Below are 23,803 nucleotides of genomic sequence, written 5' to 3' on the forward strand. Positions count from 1 at the left end.
GATTAGTCGTTGCTACTCATTTAGGTTTAGTTATGAAGAGCGTACTCGTCCGTCCTCAAGCCACAGTCATTCAATCCCCTGGTTCTCTCAGCGCGGCGAATGCCATCAAGTTTCAACATCAATTAAACGCAGCAGTGCTATCGGATCAGAATGATAGTTTGCTGGTCGATATGGGGCAGGTCGAGTCAATTGACAGCGCAGGTCTAATGGCATTAATATCGGCTCAAAGTACCGCTCAACGTCTGAACAAAAGCCTTGGGCTTTGCTCCGTTCCCCAACAAGTACGCATGATTCTTGAACTGACTCAACTCGACCGAGTATTCGAGATTTTTGAAGAGCATCCCGCTTTGACCAAAGCCGCTGCCTGAAGTTTTTGTCATAGCGATGTGGGGTTATCCCGAATAGCCTTCTGGATTTTGCGAAGACTGCCTGAAAATCCAGAAGGTTTTTTTGTGGCAAACACGCGGCATTGGCTGTTCCAGCTTAACTTTCATTAACGCTTTCACCACGCATTTGATCCACATCAAACAGGCTAATCAACACTCCCGCAATTGGAATTAATAGAAATACTCCGGCGTTGTTGCCTGAATCAAAAAAAGTCATACCAAAGGTATGAGGAAATGAATGGCTAATCTGTGGCCCCAACAGAATCAGGTTTAGCGATCTAGATCATCCAATTCAGGGCGGCAGATTGGAGCAGTCATTCCACAGTCTAGTTCTCAAATTTACGCAAGCAAACCTTGCCGCCAAAGATCGCTGTGAATCGAAACATCGTGATTTCAGCCAGGGAACAACGATGATAATTGCAGTCTCGTTTCCATTTCTTTCGACCATGGTTGCGGATATAAACATTTTTCCACTGTCATGCCTCTTGGTTGGCGTTGGCAACCAACACCTTGTAATTGGAGTCTTTCGCACAAATCATGAACCCAGCCACTAAGGGAACTGGTTTCAATAACCACTTGCTCTGGTTGAGTTTTGGCAAGTAGCTGCTCGAATGCCCAATGCCTCGTGGCGATCGTCTCGAACTCACTTTGATTGGTTGCGGTATCGAATAAGCAGGCAACGGAATTGAATTTACCCAAGTCAATGGCAAGAATCTTCATGCTATCCTCCAGACAGCGAGAAGGATTTGGATGGATGTGATTATTCTTTACTATCTCACCCTCACGGCTTACATAGATTCTGAAACTTACCCTGTCTTTCTCATCCGCAACCCCTCTTTTATGTATGCAACAACACTCGAAGCAAATATAAATTGGATACAAAGACAGTTATTATAATTATTGAGGATTCACAACTGATGAAGAAGCTAGTTAAATCTAAGCCCAATTCAAAAAAACAACAACTTATTACTGAATCAGATGGTAGCTTAATCGCTTATCTTAAGTCCTCTCCAATTGATGGTAAAGCAAACGAAGAACTGATTCAGTTGCTGGCAAAATCATTTGGCGTGTCTAAATCAAAAATTGTGATCAAATCAGGGTTATCTTCACGCATTAAACTTGTTGAAATTCAGCTCGAAGATTAATAAATTATTTTAATATTGATTCTTTTCAAATGCGAATAATTCTTCCAATACTAATTAGGTAAAACTTGCATATACTATTTATATATTATTTATTATTTATATATTATTATGGTTGTTATTATGGTTGATATCGCTGATATTCAATACCATCTTCACACGGAAAAACACCTTAGTAGTGCAGAAAACTCAGGATTGTCTCAATATGAGAATGCAATGACTTTAGAGAATTCGATCCGGCTATCAAAGGCGGTTCGTTTCTTTTGAGAAGCACAAGCTGGAGGTGGGTTTGTTTGGGTCAACGCCACCAGCGACGGCAAGGGTAAGCGCTGATAGCAAAGCCCTGCCAACTGTCGCAGACCCAATTGCAGAAAACTCAAACCGCGCTCTCCATGCCAATCAATGACAGTATATTGTCCTGCTTGCAGCAGCAGCATTCCTAACATCACTGCAATTAAGGTGGCACAGTCGAGCAGCATCAATAAACAAGTCAGTGCCTGAGCATTGCGCAAACCGGAGTGCAAAACCTCAAAGGCAGCAGACTTGTAATCCTTGAAATGGGGTTCAATGCCCCCAAAGCGCTGACCATAAAGCACCAAGGTTTGCAGCGAGGGCGGACGGTCAGACAACACTGCCCCAGCGTCTTTCGCATCGCCTTGGTGAGCAGTGGCAAGATGACAGGAATATAGCGGTAGTCATTATAGTTAGGACGGCGTGCAGGGGTGGAACCCCTGGCTGGGGGTTTCGCCCCCACTCCCTCTCTAATTCCAATGTCCTAACGCACCTGCGTAGAGCTATACGACTGGTTCTGCAAATGATAGACGTTGCACCAATTGTTGTTGGGTGGTCGCACTCACTCGCACTCCTGTACAATAGCGCCACATCTTCACTGGCATGGGCATAGAACGCATTCGCACTGACTCTCAGACAACACATCTCCAGATAGGGACTCAGTTGGCTTTATTTGCTTACTCCTAATTGTTTCGCCTGTTCACTGGTCAGTCTCTGGTCTCCGAGGATGCTTTTGATGTGTCGCTCGTAGCCTGCAGTGGTACCTGTAACGGTTTGAATTTAAAAAAAATACCCATCTCTGGGGTCACGTGCTTCTGTACCTGCTCCCGCACCTTGGCTTCAATTTCCCCTAAGCTGGTCATTCGACTGGCATCGGCATCTTTGTACAACAGCTTCGCGAATTCTCGAACGTGATAAGGCAATCGCTTGTTGTTCTTTGGGAGTCATGACGCATCACCCAAAGAGTGAAAGTTCTTTTATTGAGAGTTCTTTTATTTTGTTTTTCTACCCGGAAAGTGATATGCTCCCCGTCTCATTATTTTTGGTTGAAACTGCTCGGGATTCATCATTTTTGGTTGAAACTGCCCAGGATAATTTAACGTAGTTCCTTAGGGGATATTTTTAGGATTAATTATCCTAAATTAAGCAACCGTCAAAGGCTTTGAGTCCTGGTTTTCCCTGCTCGGATGATAATCTAAAATGTAATCATTCAAATTCAAAAGTGTAGTCGCTCAAAAGTGTAGTCATTCAATAGGTAAAAGCACAAGGATTTCTAGAAAAAGGATAATTGAGTTCTTAGTCCAGGACGGCGTTGCTGAATTTGGATATGAAATAGGTGCCGTATGCTTGAAACTTTGTTTCGATTCATACTGCTTTTCAGCAACGCCAACTTTGCAACATAGGAGTTTGGAGGCTTCGCCTCAGAAGGGGGTTTCACCCCCTCCACCCCCTTAAACTTCTGTTTTGATCTACTAGTTTGACAGTAAAGCTGTTTGGCTGCTTCTGTCTTCCAGTGGAGGACAGAAGCAGTTCTCCAACTCCCAGGTCCTCACCTCCAACTCCCAGGTCCTCACCTCCAACTCCCAGGTCCTCACCTCCAATTCCTCACCCCCGACACCTGCTATAAAGGAACCCAAACAATGACCGCATTTCCCCATTCCCTGTTCGACACGCTGCAAGAGTTTACAACCCGATCTGGGCGAAAAGCCCATTTCTATTCCCTGCCCCACCTGGAAAAGGCAGGTATTGCCCCCATCTCTCAACTGCCCGTCAGTTTGCGGATTGTGCTGGAAGCAGTGTTACGCAACTACGATAACCAGCGCATTACAGAAGCCGATATTTGTGCCCTTGCGAACTGGCAACCTCAGGCAGAACGGACCGCAGAAATTCCTTTTGTGGTTGCCCGGATTCTGTTGCAAGACTTTACGGGAGTACCTGTGCTGGTGGATCTGGCAGCCATGCGATCAGCGGCGGCCCGGATGGGTGCCAATCCAGCCACAATTGAACCACTGGTGCCTGTCGATCTGGTGGTTGATCACTCAGTTCAAGTGGACTTTAGTGCCTTGGGCAATGCTCTGCAATTGAATATGCAGATGGAGTTTCAACGGAATGGCGCGCGCTATCAATTCCTTAAATGGGGAATGCAGGCATTTAGTGGGTTTGCGATTGTGCCCCCCGGAATTGGCATTGTGCATCAGGTCAACCTGGAATATCTGGCACGGGGCGTTCTGGAGTCTAATGGCATCTATTACCCCGATTCTATGGTAGGAACGGACTCCCACACTACGATGATTAATGGCCTGGGCATTGTCGGCTGGGGGGTGGGCGGCATTGAAGCCGAAGCTGGAATGCTGGGACAACCCGTCTATTTCCTCACTCCAGACGTGGTGGGGGTACATCTCAAAGGCGCATTGCAACCCGGTGTCACAGCTACTGATCTGGTGTTACATTTAACCGAAATGCTGCGGCAGGCAAAGGTGGTTGGCAAGTTTGTCGAGTTTTATGGAGCAGGGGCTGCCAGCCTTTCCGTTCCTGATCGCGCCACCATCAGCAATATGGCCCCCGAATATGGGGCAACGATGGGCTTTTTCCCAATTGATGAAGAATCCTGCCGTTACCTGGCCGCCACTGGACGCAGCCAGGCACAGGTGGATACCTTCCGCGCCTACTTTCAGGCTCAAAAATTGTTTGGTATGCCACGACCGGGTGAAATTCAATATAGCCAGGAATTAGAACTGGATCTGGCTACGGTTGCCTCCAGTGTGGCGGGTCCCAAACGGCCCCAGGATCGGATTACTCTGTCTGAAGTCAAGTCAACCTTTCAACAGTTGTTGCAAAAGCCCATTCAAGAAAACGGCTACAACAAGTCTGCTACGGAATTGCAGCAGCAGGTCCAGGTTGCGATCGGCGCACCATCCGCTCAGCCCGTTTCCGGGGGAGGTGCGCAGGAACCAGAGCGGGTGCCTGTGGGTGAAGCCTTACGGAGCGATCGCGACACTGCCGTATTAACCGAAGTTGAAATGATCCAAAACCGACCCACCCCCGACCTCCTGGCAGACGTTTCCCCCGCCTATCCCTCAGTGCCCGTCACGCTCCATCATGGGGATATCGTGATTGCGGCAATTACCTCCTGTACCAATACCTCCAACCCTACGGTAATGCTGGCTGCCGGGCTGCTGGCCAAAAAAGCAGTAGAGCGGGGAATCACCGTTCCAGCCTATGTCAAAACCTCTCTCGCTCCCGGCTCCCGCGTAGTGACAGACTATCTCACCCGCACCGGGCTACAAGCCTATCTGGATCAACTGGGCTTTCAAACAGTTGGCTACGGTTGTACCACCTGCATTGGCAACAGTGGCCCTCTGGAATCCCATTTAGAAGCAGCAATTACCAGTCATGATCTGGTGGTTGCCAGTGTATTGAGCGGTAACCGAAACTTTGAGGCACGGGTTCATCAAAGTGTGAAAGCTAACTTTCTCATGAGTCCACCGCTGGTGATTGCCTTTGCTCTGGCGGGCCGAGTCGATATTGATTTGACTCAGGAGCCATTGGGGCAAGACCGGGATGGCAACCCGGTGTACCTGCGCGATCTGTGGCCTACTTCAGAAGAAATTAGCCAACTCCTCCCCATAGCCTTCGACCCCGCCACTTTCCAACGGCTGTACCGCGACTTTGCTGAACAAAATCCCCTTTGGGCACAAATCCCCAGCAGTACGGGCCTAGTCTATAAGTGGGATCTCAGCTCAACCTACATTCAAGAACCTCCCTACTTTAAAGATTTTGGGATGGAACCAGGAACAGCCAGTGACATTCGAGGAGCACGGGCGATCGCCCTCTTTGGCGACTCAGTCACCACCGACCACATCAGCCCGGCGGGGGCTATCAAGCCAAACTCCCCGGCTGGCCTGTATTTGCAGGAACAGGGAGTAGACCCTGTTGATTTCAACTCCTACGGTTCCCGTCGAGGCAACCACCAGGTCATGGTGCGCGGCACTTTTGCCAATGTGCGGATCAAAAACCTGATGGTGCCTGGTGTTGAGGGCGGCATCACAATTCATCAACCCAGTGGAGAACAAATGACCATCTACGATGCCGCCATGCGTTATCAGGCAGAAGACACCCCACTCTTCATCTTTGCAGGTCAGGAGTACGGTACCGGTAGCAGTCGTGACTGGGCTGCGAAGGGAACAAAACTGTTAGGGATTCGAGCGGTCATTGCCCAGAGCTTTGAACGAATTCACCGCTCCAACCTGGTTGGCATGGGTGTGCTTCCCTGTCAGTTTCAGGCAGGTCATTCAGTCCAATCCCTCAACCTTAATGGTACCGAGCAATTCGACCTGATTGGACTGGAGCGGAGCCTTATCCCCCAGCAGGAATTGACACTGGTAATTCACCGCACTAATGGCGAAACCCAAACCATTCCGCTCACTCTCCGGATTGATACCCCAACCGAAGTGGACTACTTCTTGCATGGAGGCATTCTCCCTTACGTGTTGCGACAGCTTTTATAGCTGTCGCCAAGTTGCTTAGGACATTGGCTTTAAGGGGATGTGGGTTTGAGGGCCTAACTCCCCCAAACAGCAAGGGACCGGGGGAGAGTCCCTGGAGCCAGTCTCAAACGAAGCCAGAAGGATATACACCGTAGCCCCGTGTCGAGGAAAGCTTTCAATTCTTCCCTTTCCCTGCCAGAGAAGGAGATTGAGGGGTTAGGCTAAATGAAAACACAAACTGAGTTAAAACCAGTACCTGAGTAGCTACATCCAATTAATTTTAATTGGAAGAAGAAGAAATGGAGGCTGCACTCCCAGGCGGGGGTGGCCACCCCCGCCACCCTCCTTTTTCACAAACTATTTGTGAACGCTATAGTGCCTGAAGGACTTCTATCGAAAAGCAAAGAATTTTCAATGGATGAATTAACGCACTTTTAGAGCCAGGCTACGACTTTATAGTAATTTAAGAATTAATACCTATTTCAGCTTTTTCGTTTCGTCTATTGAAGGAACTACAGCATGGCTTTTAAGCCCCTGCTGTTTCTAATGCCTTAGCAGAGTTGTTTATAAATCCGACAAAACCTGCAGGGCAGACAGTTCGCTCCTGCTGCAATGGCATATACGGCGATCTTTCGCTGCGTTGAACGGGGTGCAGGGATTCCACCCCTGGCGGTGGCACAGCCCTCACATCCTGTGATAACGACTATCGATGCAGTAGATCCTGGTTTTGCTCATTCTGAATCGTCTGTTGTTTCACGATTTCCCATTCTGATACTCTATCTCATTCACCTTAATGGCTATTACTAATCAAATCCGGTTTGATAATTTACGTGGTGATATCTTTGGCGGAGTCACTGCGGCGATTGTTTCCTTACCCCTGGCGCTTGCTTTCGGGGCGGCTTCTGGCGCAGGCCCCATCGCAGGACTGTATGGAGCTGTTTGCGTTGGCTTTTTTGCAGCCCTGTTTGGTGGCACACCGACGCTGATTTCTGAACCTACTGGTCCGATGACAGTGGTGATGACGGCGATCGTCGCCAGTCTAACAGCCAGCAATCCCGAAAATGGTCTGGCAATGGCCTTTACCGTCGTCATGCTGGCAGGGTTGTTTCAAATCATCTTTGGCATTTTTAAGCTGGGTAAATACATTACGCTGATGCCCTATAGCGTCATTTCTGGCTTCATGTCGGGGATTGGTGTGATTTTAATTATTCTGCAAATTGCGCCTTTTTTGGGACATGCCGCTCCAAAGGGTGGGGTATTGGGCACCGTGGCAGCCATTCCTGAACTTTTAGCAACTGCTAAGCCTCCAGAGATGATTTTGGGAGGCGTGACCCTGGCCATCATTTTCTTGATGCCCAAAAAACTGAAGCGCCTGTTACCACCTCAGTTGGTTGCCCTTATTGTCGGTACGATTATTTCCCTGACAGTATTCGGGGATGTTGATATTCGTCGGATTGGGGATCTGGGTGAAATTCCAGTCGGGCTACCAAATTTTCGATTCCCCGTATTCACAGCAGACCAGTTAACCACCATGTTTGTTGATGGTGTGATGTTGGGGATGCTGGGTTGTATTGATACCCTGCTGACGGCAGTGATTGCGGATAGCCTGACCCGCACAGAACATAAGTCGGATAAGGAACTGATCGGGCAGGGAATTGGCAATATTGTTTCGGGAATCTGCGGTGGGTTGCCGGGTGCGGGTGCCACGATGGGCACGGTGGTGAATATCCAGACGGGAGCAACGTCAGCGGTTTCGGGAATTGTCCGTGCATTGCTTTTGCTGGTAGTGGTGCTGGGTGCAGCCCGCTATACCCAACCAATTCCAATGGCGGTGCTGGCTGGAATTGCCCTTAAGGTGGGGATTGATATTTTGGACTGGAGTTTCCTGAAGCGATCGCACAAGGTCTCCCTCAAGGGCTCCCTGATCATGTACGGGGTATTGTTTCTGACGGTATTTGTCGATCTGATTGTGGCAGTGGGTGTTGGGGTGTTTATTGCCAACATTCTCACCATTGAACGGTTGAGCAGCATGCAATCCGAGGAAGTCAAGCTGATTTCTGACACCGATGACGATGCCCGATTGAGCGATGAAGAGAAGCAGCTTTTGGATAAGGGATCTGGTCGGGTGCTGCTGTTCTACCTGAGCGGACCAATGATTTTTGGCCTATCGAAGGCGATCGCACGGGAACACAACGCCATGAAAGATGCGGATGTGCTGGTCATGGATCTGAGCGATGTGCCTCTGATGGGGGTAACCGCATCGTTGGCCATTGAAAATGCGATCCGGGATGCTCATGACAAAGGACTTCAGGTTTACATTGTCGGAGCCAGTAGCAAAATCCAGAAGCGGCTTGAACGGCTGGGATTGTTTGATCTTATTTCACCGGAGCATGTTTTGGACAATCGCACTGAAGCCCTGCGCCAGGCGGTTGACCATGTGTATCGCAAAGAAGTTGTTGCTTGATTATCACAATTGTCCTGAAAGGAACCTTGACCCATGTTTTTCATACCTGAGATTTATCACATTCCTCCACTTGCGTTTCTACCACCTCCCCTGCTGGCAACGGCTGAGGCCGAAAATGCTCCAATTGTGTTGACAGGTGTGCTGCTGAGTTTAGTAATCATCTACCTTGCCAGTAAACTGGGTGGGGAACTTTCCAAACGCCTGGATTTTCCACCCGTTTTGGGAGAATTAGTGGCGGGCGTCGTGATTGGAGTGTCTGCTCTGCACCTGGTGGTTTTTCCTGAAAGCGGAATGCAAGCCACAGATTCGGTGATTATGATCATTCTGCAATGGATCAATGGGGTGACTCCAGCTGCATTGAGCAGTGTGTTTCAGTCTCAGAGTGAAATCCTCTCGGTGCTGGCAGAATTAGGCGTGATCATTCTGCTGTTTGAAATTGGGCTGGAATCGGATCTGCGCCAGTTGAAGGAGGTGGGCTATCAGGCAACGGTTGTGGCCTGTGTTGGCGTCGCCGTTCCCTTTGCGGCTGGTACCGTTGGTTTGATGATGGTGTTCAATGTTCCGGCTATTCCAGCCATTTTTGCTGGGGCTGCCCTGACAGCGACCAGCATCGGAATTACTTCCAAGGTGTTGTCTGAATTAGGACGGCTCAAGTCAAAGGAAGGCCAGATTATTGTTGGAGCCGCAGTGATTGACGATGTGCTGGGCATTATTGTTCTGGCGGTAGTGGCCAGTTTAGCGAAAACGGGTGAAATCGATGTTTCGAATGTAATTTACCTGATTGTCAGTGCAACAGCGTTTTTGATCGGTTCAATTTTGTTGGGTGGACTCTTCAACAAAACGTTTGTGGCGATCGTGGATAAGCTCAAAACCCGTGGCAATATTGTGATTCCGGCCTTTATTTTTGCCTTTTTCATGGCCTTTCTGGGCAATGCGATTCATCTGGAAGCGATTTTAGGTGCCTTCGCCGCCGGTCTGGTACTGGATGAAACCGATGCCCGGAGTGAGTTAGATGAGCTGGTGAAACCGATCGCTGATTTGCTGGTGCCCATTTTCTTTGTCACCGTGGGGGCCAGAGCCGATTTGGGAGTCCTGAATCCTGCGCTCCCTGAAAACCGGGCGGGCTTAGTGATTGCGGTGTTTTTGATCGCTGTCGCCATCCTGGGCAAAGTTGTCACCGGTTGGGCGGTGTTTGGCCAACCAGGAATTAATCGCCTGGCGATCGGAGTCGGGATGATTCCACGAGGTGAGGTCGGGCTGGTGTTTGCAGGCATTGGTTCGGCCAGTGGGGTACTAAGTAAACCGCTAGAAGCAGCCATCATCATCATGGTGATTCTGACAACATTTCTCGCGCCTCCCTTCCTCCGATTGGCCTTTGGACAGTCCCCAGAAGAACCACCCGCGCCTGGAGAACCCCCTCTGGAACCAGTGGCCGTGGTGAGCGAAGCGTGATAGAGATGTGAGGGAATAGGGGTTAGGGACGGGGCTACGAAAAAGGAGTGGAGGGGTGGATGAGTGATGGAGTGACAGAATCATGGAGTAAAGAAACCTCACCCTCTCACCCCGTTACCCTATCACTCCCTCACTCCTCATTCCTCATTCCTCACTCAACTAATAACTAAGTAGCTAGGCGCAATTAAATTAAGGATAATTTCGGGGGTGGAGGGGATTACCCCCCTGCCTGGGGGCGCAGCCCCCACTTCCCCCCTTTACCAATTAATTATGACTACCCCTTTACCAATTAATTATGACTACCTACTTATAGCGATAGCCACCAGGCTTAGGACGGGGTGCAAGGGTTCCACCCGTGGCTGGGGGCGCAGCCCCACACCCCCTTAAAGCCAATGTCCTAAGCAACCTGGCGACGGCTATAACAACTAACAACTAACTCCCCTCATCTATCCATCCACCTCTTCCCTCCATCCCCATGCTAGAAGCCTGCGTGTTTGCAACGATTCTGTGCGGATTCTTTGGCATCATCTTTAAGAAAAATCTGGTGATGAAGATTATCTCAATGGATGTCATGAGTACGGGGGTGATTGCCTGTTATGTGCTGATTGCATCGCGAGATGGTTTGTTTACACCTATTTTTTCGACGACCAGCAAGGGGGATTACGCTGACCCGGTACCCCAGGCGGTGATCTTGACGGCAATTGTGATTGGATTTTCAATTCAGGCACTCATGCTGGTTGGTGCCATGAAGTTGGCACGTGATAATCCAACTCTGGAAGTCAATGAGATTGAGCAGAACCACCCATCATGAGTACCCTGACCATTCTCTGGATCGCTCTACCATTTTTTGTGGGGTTCATTGGCTATATGTTCCCCCGGTTGGTTCGCTATCTTGCGCTGGGAGTCGCGATCGCCTCTGTCGTTTATGCACTCTTGCTCTTTACCCAGCCATCACTCACCCTGCAATTGATCGATAGCTTCGGCGTTACCTTACAGGTCGATTTCCTCAGTGGCTTCTTCATCCTGACCAATGCGCTGGTAACCGCTGCCGTTCTGCTCTATTGCTGGAACAGTGATAAAACTGCTTTTTTCTATATGCAGATTATGATTCTGCATGGCAGCGTCAATGCGGCTTTTGCCTGTGCCGATTTCATCAGCCTGTACGTGGCGCTGGAGGTACTTAGCATTGCGGCCTTTTTGCTGATTGCCTATCCGCGAACCGATCGCTCCATCTGGGTAGGGCTACGCTATCTCTTTACCAGCAACGTCGCCATGCTGTTTTTTCTGGTGGGTGCCGTGCTAGTTTATCAGGCGAGCCATTCCTTTGCCTTTACTGGCCTACGAGAGGCACCTCCAGAAGCCCTTGGGCTGATCTTTCTCGGACTGCTGGTCAAAGGCGGCATCTTTGTATCGGGCCTTTGGCTACCGTTGACCCATTCCGAGTCCGAAACACCTGTTTCGGCCATGCTGTCGGGTGCAGTAGTGAAGGCGGGAATTTTACCACTGGTGCGATGTGCCCTGCTGGTATCAGAGGTCGATCCCATTATCCGCATCTTCGGAGTGGGAACGGCTCTGCTGGGAGTGGGCTATGCCGTTTTCGAAAAGGACACCAAGCAGATGCTGGCATTCTCAACTGTTTCGCAATTGGGGTTTATTCTTGCGGCACCAGAAGTAGGTGGCTTTTATGCTCTGACCCACGGTTTAGTCAAATCAGCTCTGTTTCTGATTGCTGGGATTCTTCCCAGCCGCAACCTCAAGGAACTGCAATATCAGCCTATCCATACGCCAATTTGGATTGCTCTGGTGATTGCCAGCTTCTCAATTTCAGGCTTTCCCCTATTGTCTGGCTTTGGGGCAAAGGTGTTGACCATGAAAAGCCTGTTGCCCTGGCAGGTGATTGGTATGAATCTGGCTGCATTTGGGACGGCAATTTCCTTTGCCAAATTCATCTTTCTACCCCATGAAAACGATGAACAGGCCAGTGTCCCGTTCAACTTTTGGGCGGCCATGATCCTGCTAATTGGTGGGCTGATCCTGGCTAATATAGCCTATTACGAGGCGTATACAGTTGCCAACATTATCAAACCTCTGGCTACAATTTTCCTGGGTTGGCTGGCGTATTTTTTGATCTTTCGCCACACAATTTTCAAGCTGCCACGGTTGCTGGAGCAGTTTGATCACCTGATCGGCATGATGAGTTTGATGTTGATCCTGCTGTTTTGGATGGTGCTGGCATGATCGGATACCTCAACTTGCTACTGCGACTGACGATCTGGTTTTTGCTGACGGCAAATTTGAGTCTGGCCAATCTCATCATTGGCGTGTGTGTCGCACTGCTGCTGCCGCCTCGTTATAGCAATCCCGGTGCGCTCAGGGATTGGTTAGGGGTGTTCTGGAAGATCCTCGTGGCGATTCCACAAGCCTATCTGGAAGCATTTGAACTGATTGTTCGACCTCATACCCAGGAAGATGTGACGCTGAAACGAGTGAAACCGGGGCGATCGCCCGGATTGATTTTTCTGGATATCTTTCTGATCACCTTTACTCCCAAAACGATTGTCACCAGATATCACGAAGCGGGCTGGTACGAAGTTCATTGGGTGAGGCGGCAGCGAAAATGATGAATCTAATGCTGATTGCGATGATTCTGGTTTTGCTCATCCCCATTTATGAAGCCTGGCGGGATGATGACATCTGGCAAAAAATGCTAGCCTTTGCCAGTGCAGCGACCAAAACATCGGTGATGATTCTGGTCATTTCTGTTCTGCGCGATGACTGGATGATTGGGGTCGTTGGGGTGATCATCCTGAGTGTGGGCAATGCAGGGTTAATGTTGCTGGCACACCTGATCAAACGGATGAATGAACGATGATTGATTTCCTCAGTTACTGCTGTATTGGCCTGGGAATTGTTTTCTGGTTCTGGGGCACCTTTCCTCTGTTGGGGCAGCGATCGGTTTTATTCAAGCTGCACAGTCTTTCGGTTGCCGATACCCTTGGCTCCATGAGTATTATCTTCGGCCTGCTCCTGAAGATTCCCAGTGAATGGTCGTTGCTCGTGCTGGCGCTCATTTCCCTGGCAATCTGGAATACAGTGCTGGGATATGTGCTGGCCTATTGCTCCAGTAGCGGAGAGAAGGATGAACGATAGCTACGTGTACATTATCGTTGCCCTGCTGCCACTGGCGGCTTTCATGCTCACCATCCAGGCAAATCCCTACAATGCTCTGGTGATTCGGGGTATTTTAGGAGCCGTTGCCGCCCTGGTATATGCCGTTTTAGGAGCTGCCGATGTCGCATTAACTGAGGCACTGGTGGGAACTATGCTGGCGATTACACTTTATGCGGTGGCGGTGCGTTCATCACTCGTCATGCGTCTGGGGGTGTTAAAAGATGATTGGCTGGAGACAGAAAGTGATTCGGACGCAGTCCCAACCGATCGGCCATCCTTTACCCAACTGATTACTCACTTCCGAACCATTGCCAGTCGGTATCATCTGCGGCTGGAACTCATTCTTTATCCAGATTTGCCGTCCTTAAATCAAGGATTGACGGAGAAGGAAGTTCACGTCACCTGTAGTTCGCGATCGCTCCAGCCAGAGCCAGATGCCGAAGTCAGTCAGGAGAGGCCACCCTGCTATCAAACCACTACTCGCATCCGTCGCCTCTATAACATCCTACAAACCGAACTGCCATCATCCACCAGTCGCCTCATCTACGTCACTCTGCCAGATTCGGGGGAGAAGCGCTCATGAAATGGCTCTATATCGCTGCTGGAATCGTCCTGTTGATTAAATTTCTGATTCTGCCAAACCCGACCGCAGACACTCTCGATCTGGCGATTGTCAACACGGTTGTACAGGAGAGTGGAGTGCCCAATGCAGTATCAGGCATCATTTTTAGAAATCGTCTATATGACACGGTGTTTGAGGTCATTGTGTTTACGATCGCCATTATGGGGGCCCATTTTCTGCTGGCAAATGAGCAACCCTTCCGCACCATCTACCAGTTCACTGACCAGCCTTCGATTGTACTGGCACGCCTGGGAGCGACCATCGCCGCGATCGTTGGCATTGAACTGGCAATTCGGGGACACCTCAGTCCAGGGGGTGGGTTTGCGGCTGGAGTCGCAGGCGGAACGGCGATCGGTCTGATAGCCATTACCTCCGCTTCTGAATGGATGGAATCGATCTATCAGCGCTGGCATGCGGCTACCTGGGAAAAGATTTCGGTGCTGGTTTTTATTGCCCTGGCCGTGCTGACGCTGGTTGGCATTGAACTCCCTCATGGCGAATTGGGGACCCTGTTAAGCGGTGGAGTGGTTCCTATTCTCAATATTCTGGTTGCTGTCAAAGTTGCGCTGGGGTCGTGGGCGGTGATTCTGGTATTTATTCGTTATCGTGGATTGTTATGAATCAACTGAATTCGAACGCCCCCTTAGCCCCTAACGTCTGACTCCTGATCCCTATCCCCTGCTATAGCGATTTCACCCCAACTATGTACTCCCTGCTCACACCTGCCCAGCAGCAGGTCTTTTCCTGGATTGAAGACTACATCGCCCAACATCGAATTGCGCCGACCCATCGAGACATTCAGAAGGGATTGCAGTATCGTTCGCCCGCTTCGATTCAATCCCATATCGAGGCATTAGCCAACAAAGGTTTTATCAGTCACATTCCCCGGAAGCCGCGCTCCATCAAAATCCTCAAGTCCAGTCGAGAGATTCCAGTTCTGGGTAGTATTGCGGCGCACAGTCTGGTTGAGGTCTTCCCTGACACCGAAATCGAGTACCTCGACCTTTCCTTTCTACCCAAATTTGCCCGTCTCTCTCAGTATGAACTGACTCAACATTTTGCCCTACGAGTTCGAGGAGACAGCATGGTGGGAGCACTCATTGCCGATGGCGATATTGTTGTTTTAAGGCGGGAGAGCGACCCGCGTGCAATTCGCAATGGTGCGATCGTGGCAGCACGGGTCAACGGTGCAACCACACTGAAGCATTACTATCGCAACGGGCGACAAATCACCCTGCAACCGGCCAATCCTCATTATGAACCTACTGTGTTAAATGCTAACAGTGCAGAAATTGAGGTCCAGGGTGTGTACATTAACGTTGCTTTAAGAGGAGGATTTTAAGTGGTTTTGGTCGATACAATCCGATTCTCTCTTGTATATTTTTTAAGTCAACCTAAGTAGTTAGCCACAATCATAGGTAGCCACAATTAATTGTCAGGGAGGGAGTTGGAACTGCGCCCCTAGATAGGGGGGGCACCCTCTCCAACTACTGTGTATAGATCAGCAATTTGTTTCCGCTGGAAGCCTCTCAGCCCTGACCCCCAACTCCTTCTCTCCAAGGGAAGAGAGCTCTGATTCAGGTTCCTCTCCGTGTCGGAGAGGGTTTTGGGGAGAGGTCAAGCGATTTGTGTATATACGGTAGCCCCCTATACCCCCGAAATTATCCTTAATTTAAAATTTAATTGCGCCCAACTACTTAACCCGTAAATTGCAGAATCCGCCCACCCCAAATTGTTGTTATAGCGGTAGTCATTATGGTTAGGACGGGATGCAGGGGCGAAGCCCCCTTAAATCCAGATGTTCTGAGCAGGCTGGCGACAGGTATATGATCCAACGGCGATCGCGGAACAGTACTGGCAATTCTATGCCACGACCCAATCTGAAGTTGAAGTAATCTATGAAGTTGAAGTGATCTATTAGGTGAAGTTGAAGTGATCTATTAGGTGCGAGAGCTTCAGTTTCCGTCGGCTTCTCACTGCCCATAAAGCGGAGAAATTCAGGTCATGCTGTTGCTCAGTACAGTTCTTTAGTACAGTTCTTTTATGGATGAAGAGGGATACGGTTAACTAATTGGCTATGGACGGTTGCAGTCCTATTTAGGCCCAACCACTCTGTATTTTTTGAAAGCTGGTGACAGGATTCGAACCTGCGACCGGCTGATTACAAATCAGCTGCTCTACCAGCTGAGCTACACCAGCAAATCAATAACGCTAGATAAGAATAGCAAATTCTGAGCTTGATTGCAGGAGCGATCGCAAGTAGGGTGATTACTTGTTACATCCACTGCTCCCTGCTCCACTCTATAACCCTTCTACTCTATGTTATTCCACTACTCTACTACTCTATCTCCCCATCACTGATCTACCCCATCCCCCCATCACTCCCCCAACCTTTCCCTCATCCAATCTGATAGCTTTATCCACTCTGATAGCTTTTACCTTCTTTCCTCTTCCCTCTTCCCTTCTCAATCAATCTGTTCAGGCAGCATTAGCCATAGGATTGGGTCTACGCTTAGGCAGCAGTTTAAGCAATCGCTGGGCAACATTCGTCAGCATGGGCAGAAAGTCTGGACGCAACAACCGCTCGTCGTACCGGCTCATCCGTTTAGCGTTTTCCTGAAGGCAAACTTCCAGAAATTGATCAAGGGTCAGATTGAGAGTAAAGGCTTTCACTCCAGTTGCAGTAAAGCCTTTCTTGTTACTGCTTTTCTTCTTCTGCTTGTTACTGCTTTTCTTCTTCTGAGTGATGCCGCTCAGGTTGTCAAGTCGGCGCTGGAGGGCACCCGTATACTGCCACAGGGAGTTGAAGGGACGCAACCAACCTCTTCCTTCCTGAACCTGCTTGTAGGCAATCCAATTGATAAAAAACACCATGTGGCGGGCTTCTTCGTCCAGGATAGGGTCAAAGATGGTAAAGAAGGCTTCAGGCATTAGCTCTGCCTGACGGGCAATTTCAAACAAGCCGAAGGCAAAAAAAGAGTCGAAACATTCGCCGTAGCCGAATTTGATGAAGGCAGGTTCCAGATTGTCAGGAATTTGACGTTCGGGCTTTTGGGGAAGATTAACGTTGTAGCGGTCAATTAAATACTCAATCACCCGACCATGACGAGCTTCTTCCTGACCCTGGAGGGCGATCGCTTCTCGGATCAATGGGTCTTGCACCGTCACCGCATAGATCTCAAGCATTTTGCCTGCTTTCTTTTCTGTTTGCAACGCTTCATCCCAAAAGGGAATCCCCTGCAAGCGCTCTAGAGTTGTACTATCCAGTTGAGGCCAGGGTAATTGTTCTGCTTCGTAAAGACGATGGCTCTCCATGAACCACTGGCAAAATAGCTGCTTGTGTTCTTCAGACCCTATTCTCATATTTCACTCCCCACACCGAGCAATCCTACTAAGGAATTTAGCGATTGCATATCCCAGTCTAGCTTGCTCAATACCTTAAAGACTACGCTCTTAGAGGAGAAGAATGGCCTTTCCTATCAGCAATCATAGTCAAAACGGTAGGATTGCAAATGAAAGAAGTTCAAAAAGCAACGTGGTGTGAAAAAAGCATTTGTCACGGGTGGAACAGGGTTTGTCGGTGCTAATTTGGTTCGGTTGCTCCTCCGGGAAAGCTATTCTGTGCGGGCCCTGGTTCGTGCTGGTAGCCTACTCAATAATCTGCAAGACCTGGACGTAGAACTGGTCGAAGGGGATTTAAACGATCCCGATTTGTGGCGGCAGATGGTTGGTTGCCACTGTTTATTCCATGTGGCTGCCCACTATTCTCTCTGGCAAAAAGACCGGACTGTTTTGTATCAAAGCAATGTGTTGGGCACCCGAAATGTCCTGGCAGCCGCACAGAAAGCGGGAATTGAGCGGACGGTGTATACCAGTTCAGTCGCGGCGATCGGGGTGAAGGAGGGCGGGATCGCTGATGAAACCTATCAAAGCCCAGTTGAGAAGCTCATCGGGCACTACAAAAAGTCTAAGTACTGGGCAGAACAGGAAGCGGTGAAAGCAGTTCAGACAGGGCAGGATGTTGTGATTGTCAATCCCACCAGCCCAATGGGTCCCTGGGACATCAAACCGACCCCTACAGGGGACATCATTTTGCGTTTTCTCCGGCGTCAGATGCCAGCCTACATAGACACCGGGTTGAACTTCGTCCATGTGGAGGATGTGGCAAGAGGGCATTTACTGGCATTACAGAAAGGAAGGGCGGGCGATCGCTACATTCTGGGTCATCAAAACCTTACCCTCAAGCAACTGCTGGATCAACTGGCAGAAATTACCGCCCTTCCTGCCCCCCAACGAGCGATCCCGGCCTGGATTCCCCTCACCGTTGCTGTCATTGATGAAGAGATTCTCGCAAAATTCGGAAAAACCCCTACGGTTCCTGTAGATGGTGTTCGAATGGCAACACAAAAAATGTTCTACGACGCTTCAAAAGCCGTCAGAGAATTGGGGCTACCTCAAACCCCTATCAACACAGCCCTACACGATGCCGTAAACTGGTTTGTAAAATATGGTTACGTATCTTTATAGAGATTAAGGGCTAGAAGCTTTCCTATCCAGTGGTTTTCAGTTGAGGAGTTAAACGGACATGGCAGTTCACATTCAGCAGGCGATCGAGGTTGGTAAGTACATTGTTAGTCAGCGCCTGAAAGGGCGTAAAAAATATGCCCTCACCCTGATGCTAGAGCCCCTGTTTCGTTGTAACCTGGCCTGTTCCGGTTGCGGTAAAATTCAGCACCCGGTTGAGATTTTGAAACAAAACCTGACCCCAGAGGAATGCTTTGCCGCAGCCGAAGAATGTGGAGCGCCCGTTGTCGCAATCCCTGGTGGAGAACCCCTGCTCCATCCCCAGATTGACAAAATCGTTCGGGGACTGGTTGAACGCCGCAAGTTCGTTTACCTCTGTACCAATGGCATCCTGTTAGAAAAGAGCCTCGACAAGTTTGAGCCTTCCCCTTACTTTGCCTTCAGCGTTCACCTGGATGGACTGCGAGAACACCACGACAAATGCGTAGACCGCAAGGGTGTGTTTGATATAGCAGTTAAGGCTATTAAGGCCGCCAAGGCCAGAGGCTTTCGTGTCACTACCAACACCACAGTTTTTGAAGGCACTGATCCCAAGGAAATACAGGCGTTTTTCGATTTCCTGACCGAGTTGGGAGTCGATGGCATGATGATTTCCCCTGGCTACAGCTACGAATGGGCACCCGATCAGGATCATTTCCTCAAGCGCGAACAAACCCGTGCCCTGTTTCGGGAGATTATGGCTCCCTACAAAGCCGGAAAGAAAAACTGGAACTTTAACCATAACCCTCTATTTCTGGACTTTCTGACTGGGGAGAAAGATTACGAGTGTACCCCCTGGGGCATGCCCAGCTACAGCGTATTGGGGTGGCAGAAGCCCTGCTACCTTCTGAATGAAGGTCACTACAAAACCTATCGGGAACTTTTGGAAGAAACCGATTGGAGCCAGTATGGGCGCGGCAGTGGCAATCCTAAATGTCAGGATTGCATGGTTCACTGTGGCTATGAGCCTACCGCTGCAGCCGATGCCATGGAACCCCAGAATATGATGCGAGCATTAGGCAGCGTATTGAGCCTCAGCCGCTAGCTTTTCAAAAGCCAGGGGTGAGGGAGTAGTTGTTAGCTGTTAGAGAGGGGTGATGGGCACTCATCCCCCCTTCCACGCTATCACTCCCTACTCCATCACCCATTCACTCATCCCCCCTTCCATTCCTTTTGCCTTCCGTCTCTTGCCTCCTGCCCCTTTTCCAAAAAATGCTTAAGGGGAAATTAGCCTACAATTTTAGTGGTTCTGATAAGCTTGTAGTCCTGATATCAGAGTTGGTGAGTTGCCTGACTTTTTGATTTGTTAAGTACACATTTGATTTGTTGAGTACAAATTGCTCTCGGTAAGTGGGCTTTTTTTCTGGTAGGTCTCCGTTAGCTCTAATGGTCTGTCAAGACTTATAGCTACAGCCACCAGGCTTAGGGCGGGGTGCAGGGGTTCCACCCCTGGCTGGGGGGTGCGCCCCACCCCCAACCCCTTAAAACCAATGTCCTAAGCAACCTGGCGACAGCTATATTTTGTGAGTTGTCAATTTGTGAGTTGTCAACATTTTGTGAGTTGTCAACTCACGAAATAACCACTCTGACTCAATTCAGGATGCAAAATTAATACTGACAAACCACTAGTAGTCTGCCAGGTAGTAGTCTGCTAGGCAAATTTTTAAGGGTTTCTAACCCTTAAAAACCCCCTAAATTAGTTTTTCCGGGTTTAGATAACCAGGCAAAGTTCCTTTGATGAATCACCAGGTTGGAGTGCCATTAATGCCAGAGTCAGGTACATTTTTTATGATTGACGGTACAATGGCCATTCTGGTCGAGGAGATCTCGGCAGAGGGTGCCATCTATTAGCAATTTCAGGGCGATCGCAGGGACGGAGCGAACAGGGTAAGATGGCAGATTCGCGTGTGTCTGGTAAAGGTAAATCTCAGGAGCCTGGCTCTTTTAGCCTGTGGCAGCGATTGTTTGGGCGGCGTTCTCAGCGCTCTTCACGCAGAACGGGTGGCTCGGCGGGTGGAGCGAACCGGACGAATAACGTTCGGGATGACCTTGATCTCTCGCGTGATAGGTTCCAATCCCTTCGGATTGATCAAGATCGAAGGCCTGAATGGACAAACAGGCGGACGGATGCCCCATCCTACGATGAAGATCGTCAGACTTTTGGGGGGCGATCGCGTAACCACTCCAACTATTTACGTCAGACAGATATTTTCCAGTTTCCAGCCCGCGATCGCTCGGGCGCTAACGCATCTACTTGTGACGCATTTACTCATAAAGTGAGCAAACCGGAACCACCAGGCAGAAACGGGCAAGAAAATGGGTATCGATCTCGCAGGCTTCGTTCTCCTGCTGCGGAAACTTATTCACGTCCCCTGACGGTGCTTCCTTCATCCGCTCAGAATCGATCGCCGGATCAATCCAAATTGGGCTTGAGGAGAGACAGCCAGCAGCAGTTGGAGGGGGCAATGGTGGCTGCTTTCAGGCCAGGAATGGTGGTGTCTGGCAATGGAGGTGATGGTCCGAGAAGTCAGACGGCGGGGCGATCGCGCAGACGCAGTGCCACTTCTCCCAGACATCGCTCCCGTGGTTTTTCAGCCGTGTTGTATGCCACCCGTCTGCTAATCTTGAGCATTGGAATAGGGGTGCTATCAGGAACGATTTTATCGATTTCGGATCCGGCAAACCGTTCACTGACTTCCCAACAGCCAGTAAAGCAGGCGGGAGTTACGTCCAGTGGCAGCGAGGGGGCGTCCTCGTCCCAACTGGCAAAAGTTGGGCAGGAGATGACGACGCTTAAATTAGCTATGCAGGCTCTGATTACGAAAACTCCCCAAATGACGCCAGGGGTGTTTGTGATGGATCTGGATACTAATGCGTACGTAGATCTAAATGGAACAGCCTCCTTTTCTTCTGCCAGCACTATTAAAGTGCCCATTCTGATTGCATTTTTCCAGGATGTGGATGAGGGTAAGATTCGCCTGGATGAACAACTGGTTCTGCGAAAGGAACTGATTGGGGGTGGATCAGGTGATATGCAGTATGACGCGCCAGGGACGAAGTATACTGCTCTGGATGTGGCAACTCGGATGATTACCATCAGCGACAATACAGCCACCAACATGCTGATTGCCCGACTGGGTGGGATCCGTCTCCTCAATCAGCGGTTTAAGTCATGGGGGTTGAGCACAACGATTATTAATAACCTCCTCCCCGACCTGGAAGGAACCAATACCACAACCCCGAAGGAGTTGGCGTTGCTATTAGCGCGGATTAGCCAGGGCGAATTGGTGACGATGCGATCGCGCGATCGCCTGCTAGATATCATGCGGCGCACCGAAAATCATAGCCAGTTGCGCCAGGGGTTGGGAAATGGAGCCATCATTGCTCACAAAACGGGTGACATTGGCAGTCTAATTGGAGATACTGGCTTAGTCGATCTACCCAATGGAAAACGCTATGTGATTACAGTCATGATCAAGCGTTCACACAACGATGACCGGGCGTATGACTACGTTAACCAACTTTCTCGCCTGGCTTATCTTTACTTCAGCCGCCCCGCCGAAACTCCTAAAGTGATGACTTCGCCTACCACGCCATCCACTCAGCCATCACTTGGTGCCAGCAGTGAAACTCCACTATCCCCTGAAACTCCTTCAGAAGGCTCTGGGGAAGAATCCAATACGACCGATGGTGCGGAAGCAACAACGCTTTAAAAGAGCCCGTAGCAGATGTCAGTTGCTAGGTGACACTGCTACTTAAAGTTGCCATCTCATCCAGTATTTGCCAGACCCGCTGCATCAGAGTTTCCAGGCCATCACGGGTTACAGCAGAGATGGTAAAGACGGCTGTACCACTGAGGTGTTCAAGTTGAGTAGCGATCGCCTCCACCGTTGCCGCATCCTGTGCCAGAGCGTCAATCTTATTCAATGCAAGGATCTGGGGGCGCTCTGCTAATCCTCGTCCATAAGCTCGCAGCTCTTCCTGAATGGTATGGTAGTCGGCAATCGGGTCTTCGCTGGTGATGTCAACGAGATGAAGCAGCAACCGGGTACGCTCGATATGGCGCAAAAATTCATGCCCCAGTCCTAAACCCAAATGGGCACCTTCAATCAGCCCTGGAATGTCGGCAAAAACCGTGCCATCTCCTGAGGGTTTGCGAACAACTCCCAGATTGGGCACCAGGGTTGTAAAAGGATAGTCGGCTATTTTGGGCCGGGCAGCAGAAAGGGCGGCAATCAAAGTGGATTTGCCTGCATTGGGTAGCCCAATGATACCAACCTCGGCCAGGAGTTTCAGTTCTAAACGAAGCGATCGCTGCTCTCCCGGCAACCCTGGTAAGGCTTTCTCAGGGGCACGATTGTGATTACTCAAGAAATGTTGGTTACCCAAACCTCCCTTGCCCCCGTGGGCAACACAGAGTATTTGTCCGGGTTTAACCAGATCGCCAATCAGGTCATCGGTTTCGGCATCATAAACCACAGTCCCACAGGGAACTTCAATGATGCGATCGCGCCCCGATGCCCCTGTCCGATTATTTGGCCCCCCCCGCTGCCCATCCTCAGCCCTAAACAGGTGGTTGTAGCGAAAATCAAGCAGCGTTTGCAAATTTTCTGCCGCCTTCAAAATGACCGAACCGCCTTTACCACCATTACCCCCCGACGGCCCCCCTGCAGGGACGTACTTCTCCCGCCGAAAGGCAACCAGTCCATCCCCACCTTTGCCACCCTGTACCTGGATTTCTGCCTGATCAATAAACTGCATGGAATCAACCTGAATCTATGCCCTGATCATAGGCAATAAGATTCAAAGCATAAGTAGGTAGCCATAATTAATTGTAAAGGGGGGAAGTGGGGCTGCGCCCCAGGCAGGGGGGTGAACTCCCCTCCACCCCCAAAATTATCCTTAATTTAATTGCGCCTGGCTACTTAGATGTTATTGAAACAACTTCCGTCTTGACTGAAACATCTTGCCATTGACTGGCAAACTTGCTTAGAGTGACATCAGGTGTTTTCTGGCAATTATGTCGAGAACTATAGCGATCCTATTTGGATTGTGAAAAGTTTGGATTGTGAAAAGGAGTTTTCATGGAACTCTTCTCACCAGGCCTTTCCATCTCACAACTGATTTATGACTGCTATATTTATTTAGAATTTATTTAGAATCATTTAGAATCAATTTTATTTAGAATCAATTTTCTTTTATTTAGAATCAATTTTCTTTTGCCA

General features: G+C 49.6%; 18 protein-coding genes, 1 tRNA gene and 2 pseudogenes. 16 read left to right on the plus strand and 5 right to left on the minus strand.

Going from position 1 to position 23,803, the window contains the following annotated elements:
- Nucleotides 1-32 precede the first annotated feature (32 nt).
- Nucleotides 33-368: an STAS domain-containing protein gene (locus P4D80_RS10845; protein ID WP_421659159.1), complete on the plus strand. Its 336-nt coding sequence runs from the start codon at nucleotides 33-35 to the stop codon at nucleotides 366-368.
- A 347-nt stretch (nucleotides 369-715) separates the two neighbouring features.
- Here the strand turns inward: P4D80_RS10845 and P4D80_RS10850 are convergent.
- A pseudogene (locus tag P4D80_RS10850) lies at nucleotides 716-844 on the minus strand (IS5/IS1182 family transposase); the annotation flags it as partial.
- A gap of 459 nt (nucleotides 845-1,303) precedes the next feature.
- Between P4D80_RS10850 and P4D80_RS10855 the strand changes: the two are divergent.
- The gene (locus P4D80_RS10855) at nucleotides 1,304-1,531 is read left to right on the plus strand and encodes a DUF167 domain-containing protein (protein ID WP_421659160.1); all 228 of its coding nucleotides are present in this window, start codon (nucleotides 1,304-1,306) and stop codon (nucleotides 1,529-1,531) included.
- Nucleotides 1,532-1,728: 197 nt separating this feature from the next.
- Here P4D80_RS10855 and P4D80_RS10860 read toward each other — a convergent pair.
- Nucleotides 1,729-2,208, minus strand: a pseudogene (locus P4D80_RS10860) (IS4 family transposase); the annotation flags it as partial.
- A gap of 1,251 nt (nucleotides 2,209-3,459) precedes the next feature.
- On the opposite strand from P4D80_RS10860, the gene P4D80_RS10865 reads away from it, so the two are divergent.
- The 11 genes from P4D80_RS10865 to lexA all read left to right on the plus strand — a co-directional run bounded on the left by P4D80_RS10865 (nucleotide 3,460) and on the right by lexA (nucleotide 15,357).
- The gene (locus P4D80_RS10865) at nucleotides 3,460-6,327 is read left to right on the plus strand and encodes an aconitate hydratase (protein WP_421659161.1); all 2,868 of its coding nucleotides are present in this window, start codon (nucleotides 3,460-3,462) and stop codon (nucleotides 6,325-6,327) included.
- 772 nt (nucleotides 6,328-7,099) lie between these two features.
- Nucleotides 7,100-8,770: a SulP family inorganic anion transporter gene (locus P4D80_RS10870; RefSeq protein WP_421659162.1), complete on the plus strand. Its 1,671-nt coding sequence runs from the start codon at nucleotides 7,100-7,102 to the stop codon at nucleotides 8,768-8,770.
- Between the two features lie 33 nt (nucleotides 8,771-8,803).
- The gene (locus tag P4D80_RS10875) at nucleotides 8,804-10,222 is read left to right on the plus strand and encodes a cation:proton antiporter (protein WP_421659163.1); all 1,419 of its coding nucleotides are present in this window, start codon (nucleotides 8,804-8,806) and stop codon (nucleotides 10,220-10,222) included.
- Between the two features lie 475 nt (nucleotides 10,223-10,697).
- Nucleotides 10,698-11,033, plus strand: coding sequence for a cation:proton antiporter subunit C (locus P4D80_RS10880; protein ID WP_421659165.1), 336 nt, complete (start codon nucleotides 10,698-10,700; stop codon nucleotides 11,031-11,033).
- Complete coding sequence (locus P4D80_RS10885) at nucleotides 11,030-12,460, plus strand: cation:proton antiporter (protein WP_421659166.1); 1,431 nt, start codon at nucleotides 11,030-11,032, stop codon at nucleotides 12,458-12,460. The genes P4D80_RS10880 and P4D80_RS10885 overlap by 4 nt, the downstream gene beginning before the upstream one ends.
- The gene (locus tag P4D80_RS10890; protein ID WP_421659167.1) at nucleotides 12,457-12,843 is read left to right on the plus strand and encodes a cation:proton antiporter; all 387 of its coding nucleotides are present in this window, start codon (nucleotides 12,457-12,459) and stop codon (nucleotides 12,841-12,843) included. Before P4D80_RS10885 ends, P4D80_RS10890 begins: the two co-directional genes overlap by 4 nt.
- Complete coding sequence (locus P4D80_RS10895) at nucleotides 12,843-13,094, plus strand: hypothetical protein (protein ID WP_421659519.1); 252 nt, start codon at nucleotides 12,843-12,845, stop codon at nucleotides 13,092-13,094. The genes P4D80_RS10890 and P4D80_RS10895 overlap by 1 nt, the downstream gene beginning before the upstream one ends.
- Complete coding sequence (locus P4D80_RS10900) at nucleotides 13,091-13,372, plus strand: monovalent cation/H(+) antiporter subunit G (protein WP_421659168.1); 282 nt, start codon at nucleotides 13,091-13,093, stop codon at nucleotides 13,370-13,372. Before P4D80_RS10895 ends, P4D80_RS10900 begins: the two co-directional genes overlap by 4 nt.
- On the plus strand, nucleotides 13,362-13,976 hold the full coding sequence (locus P4D80_RS10905) for a DUF4040 domain-containing protein (RefSeq protein WP_421659169.1): 615 nt from the start codon (nucleotides 13,362-13,364) through the stop codon (nucleotides 13,974-13,976). Before P4D80_RS10900 ends, P4D80_RS10905 begins: the two co-directional genes overlap by 11 nt.
- Nucleotides 13,973-14,635: a Na(+)/H(+) antiporter subunit B gene (locus tag P4D80_RS10910; protein WP_421659170.1), complete on the plus strand. Its 663-nt coding sequence runs from the start codon at nucleotides 13,973-13,975 to the stop codon at nucleotides 14,633-14,635. The genes P4D80_RS10905 and P4D80_RS10910 overlap by 4 nt, the downstream gene beginning before the upstream one ends.
- An 83-nt stretch (nucleotides 14,636-14,718) precedes the next feature.
- The gene (lexA, locus tag P4D80_RS10915; protein WP_421659171.1) at nucleotides 14,719-15,357 is read left to right on the plus strand and encodes a transcriptional repressor LexA; all 639 of its coding nucleotides are present in this window, start codon (nucleotides 14,719-14,721) and stop codon (nucleotides 15,355-15,357) included.
- A 784-nt stretch (nucleotides 15,358-16,141) separates the two neighbouring features.
- Here the strand turns inward: lexA and P4D80_RS10920 are convergent.
- Nucleotides 16,142-16,214 (minus strand) — tRNA-Thr (locus P4D80_RS10920).
- Nucleotides 16,215-16,493: 279 nt separating this feature from the next.
- Nucleotides 16,494-17,378: a ferritin-like domain-containing protein gene (locus tag P4D80_RS10925; RefSeq protein ID WP_421659172.1), complete on the minus strand. Its 885-nt coding sequence runs from the start codon at nucleotides 17,376-17,378 to the stop codon at nucleotides 16,494-16,496.
- Between the two features lie 177 nt (nucleotides 17,379-17,555).
- Between P4D80_RS10925 and hpnA the strand changes: the two genes are divergently transcribed.
- The 3 genes from hpnA to P4D80_RS10940 all read left to right on the plus strand — a co-directional run bounded on the left by hpnA (nucleotide 17,556) and on the right by P4D80_RS10940 (nucleotide 22,291).
- Entirely contained in the window at nucleotides 17,556-18,542 is a 987-nt protein-coding gene (hpnA, locus tag P4D80_RS10930; protein WP_421659173.1) for a hopanoid-associated sugar epimerase, read from the plus strand.
- A gap of 58 nt (nucleotides 18,543-18,600) precedes the next feature.
- Nucleotides 18,601-19,623 carry an adenosyl-hopene transferase HpnH gene (gene hpnH, locus P4D80_RS10935; protein WP_421659174.1) on the plus strand — a complete coding sequence of 341 codons (1,023 nt, stop codon included), beginning with the start codon at nucleotides 18,601-18,603 and terminating at the stop codon, nucleotides 19,621-19,623.
- An 847-nt stretch (nucleotides 19,624-20,470) separates the two neighbouring features.
- Entirely contained in the window at nucleotides 20,471-22,291 is a 1,821-nt protein-coding gene (locus P4D80_RS10940) for a serine hydrolase (RefSeq protein ID WP_421659175.1), read from the plus strand.
- 25 nt (nucleotides 22,292-22,316) lie between these two features.
- Here the strand turns inward: P4D80_RS10940 and obgE are convergent, their stop codons facing one another.
- The gene (gene obgE / locus P4D80_RS10945) at nucleotides 22,317-23,339 is read right to left on the minus strand and encodes a GTPase ObgE (RefSeq protein WP_421659176.1); all 1,023 of its coding nucleotides are present in this window, start codon (nucleotides 23,337-23,339) and stop codon (nucleotides 22,317-22,319) included.
- Nucleotides 23,340-23,803: the final 464 nt, after the last annotated feature.

This window comes from Leptothermofonsia sp. ETS-13 (assembly GCF_049200465.1).
In the GTDB taxonomy this organism is placed as follows: Bacteria; Cyanobacteriota; Cyanobacteriia; order Leptolyngbyales; family Leptolyngbyaceae; genus Leptothermofonsia.

Coding starts and splice junctions, on each gene's coding strand:
- P4D80_RS10845 (WP_421659159.1), top strand. CDS start 33: ATGAAGAGCGTACTCGTCCGTCCTCAAGCCACAGTCATTCAATCCCCT.
- P4D80_RS10855 (WP_421659160.1), top strand. CDS start 1,304: ATGAAGAAGCTAGTTAAATCTAAGCCCAATTCAAAAAAACAACAACTT.
- P4D80_RS10865 (WP_421659161.1), top strand. CDS start 3,460: ATGACCGCATTTCCCCATTCCCTGTTCGACACGCTGCAAGAGTTTACA.
- P4D80_RS10870 (WP_421659162.1), top strand. CDS start 7,100: ATGGCTATTACTAATCAAATCCGGTTTGATAATTTACGTGGTGATATC.
- P4D80_RS10875 (WP_421659163.1), top strand. CDS start 8,804: ATGTTTTTCATACCTGAGATTTATCACATTCCTCCACTTGCGTTTCTA.
- P4D80_RS10880 (WP_421659165.1), top strand. CDS start 10,698: ATGCTAGAAGCCTGCGTGTTTGCAACGATTCTGTGCGGATTCTTTGGC.
- P4D80_RS10885 (WP_421659166.1), top strand. CDS start 11,030: ATGAGTACCCTGACCATTCTCTGGATCGCTCTACCATTTTTTGTGGGG.
- P4D80_RS10890 (WP_421659167.1), top strand. CDS start 12,457: ATGATCGGATACCTCAACTTGCTACTGCGACTGACGATCTGGTTTTTG.
- P4D80_RS10895 (WP_421659519.1), top strand. CDS start 12,843: ATGAATCTAATGCTGATTGCGATGATTCTGGTTTTGCTCATCCCCATT.
- P4D80_RS10900 (WP_421659168.1), top strand. CDS start 13,091: ATGATTGATTTCCTCAGTTACTGCTGTATTGGCCTGGGAATTGTTTTC.
- P4D80_RS10905 (WP_421659169.1), top strand. CDS start 13,362: ATGAACGATAGCTACGTGTACATTATCGTTGCCCTGCTGCCACTGGCG.
- P4D80_RS10910 (WP_421659170.1), top strand. CDS start 13,973: ATGAAATGGCTCTATATCGCTGCTGGAATCGTCCTGTTGATTAAATTT.
- lexA (WP_421659171.1), top strand. CDS start 14,719: ATGTACTCCCTGCTCACACCTGCCCAGCAGCAGGTCTTTTCCTGGATT.
- P4D80_RS10925 (WP_421659172.1), bottom strand. CDS start 17,378: ATGAGAATAGGGTCTGAAGAACACAAGCAGCTATTTTGCCAGTGGTTC.
- hpnH (WP_421659174.1), top strand. CDS start 18,601: ATGGCAGTTCACATTCAGCAGGCGATCGAGGTTGGTAAGTACATTGTT.
- P4D80_RS10940 (WP_421659175.1), top strand. CDS start 20,471: ATGGCAGATTCGCGTGTGTCTGGTAAAGGTAAATCTCAGGAGCCTGGC.
- obgE (WP_421659176.1), bottom strand. CDS start 23,339: ATGCAGTTTATTGATCAGGCAGAAATCCAGGTACAGGGTGGCAAAGGT.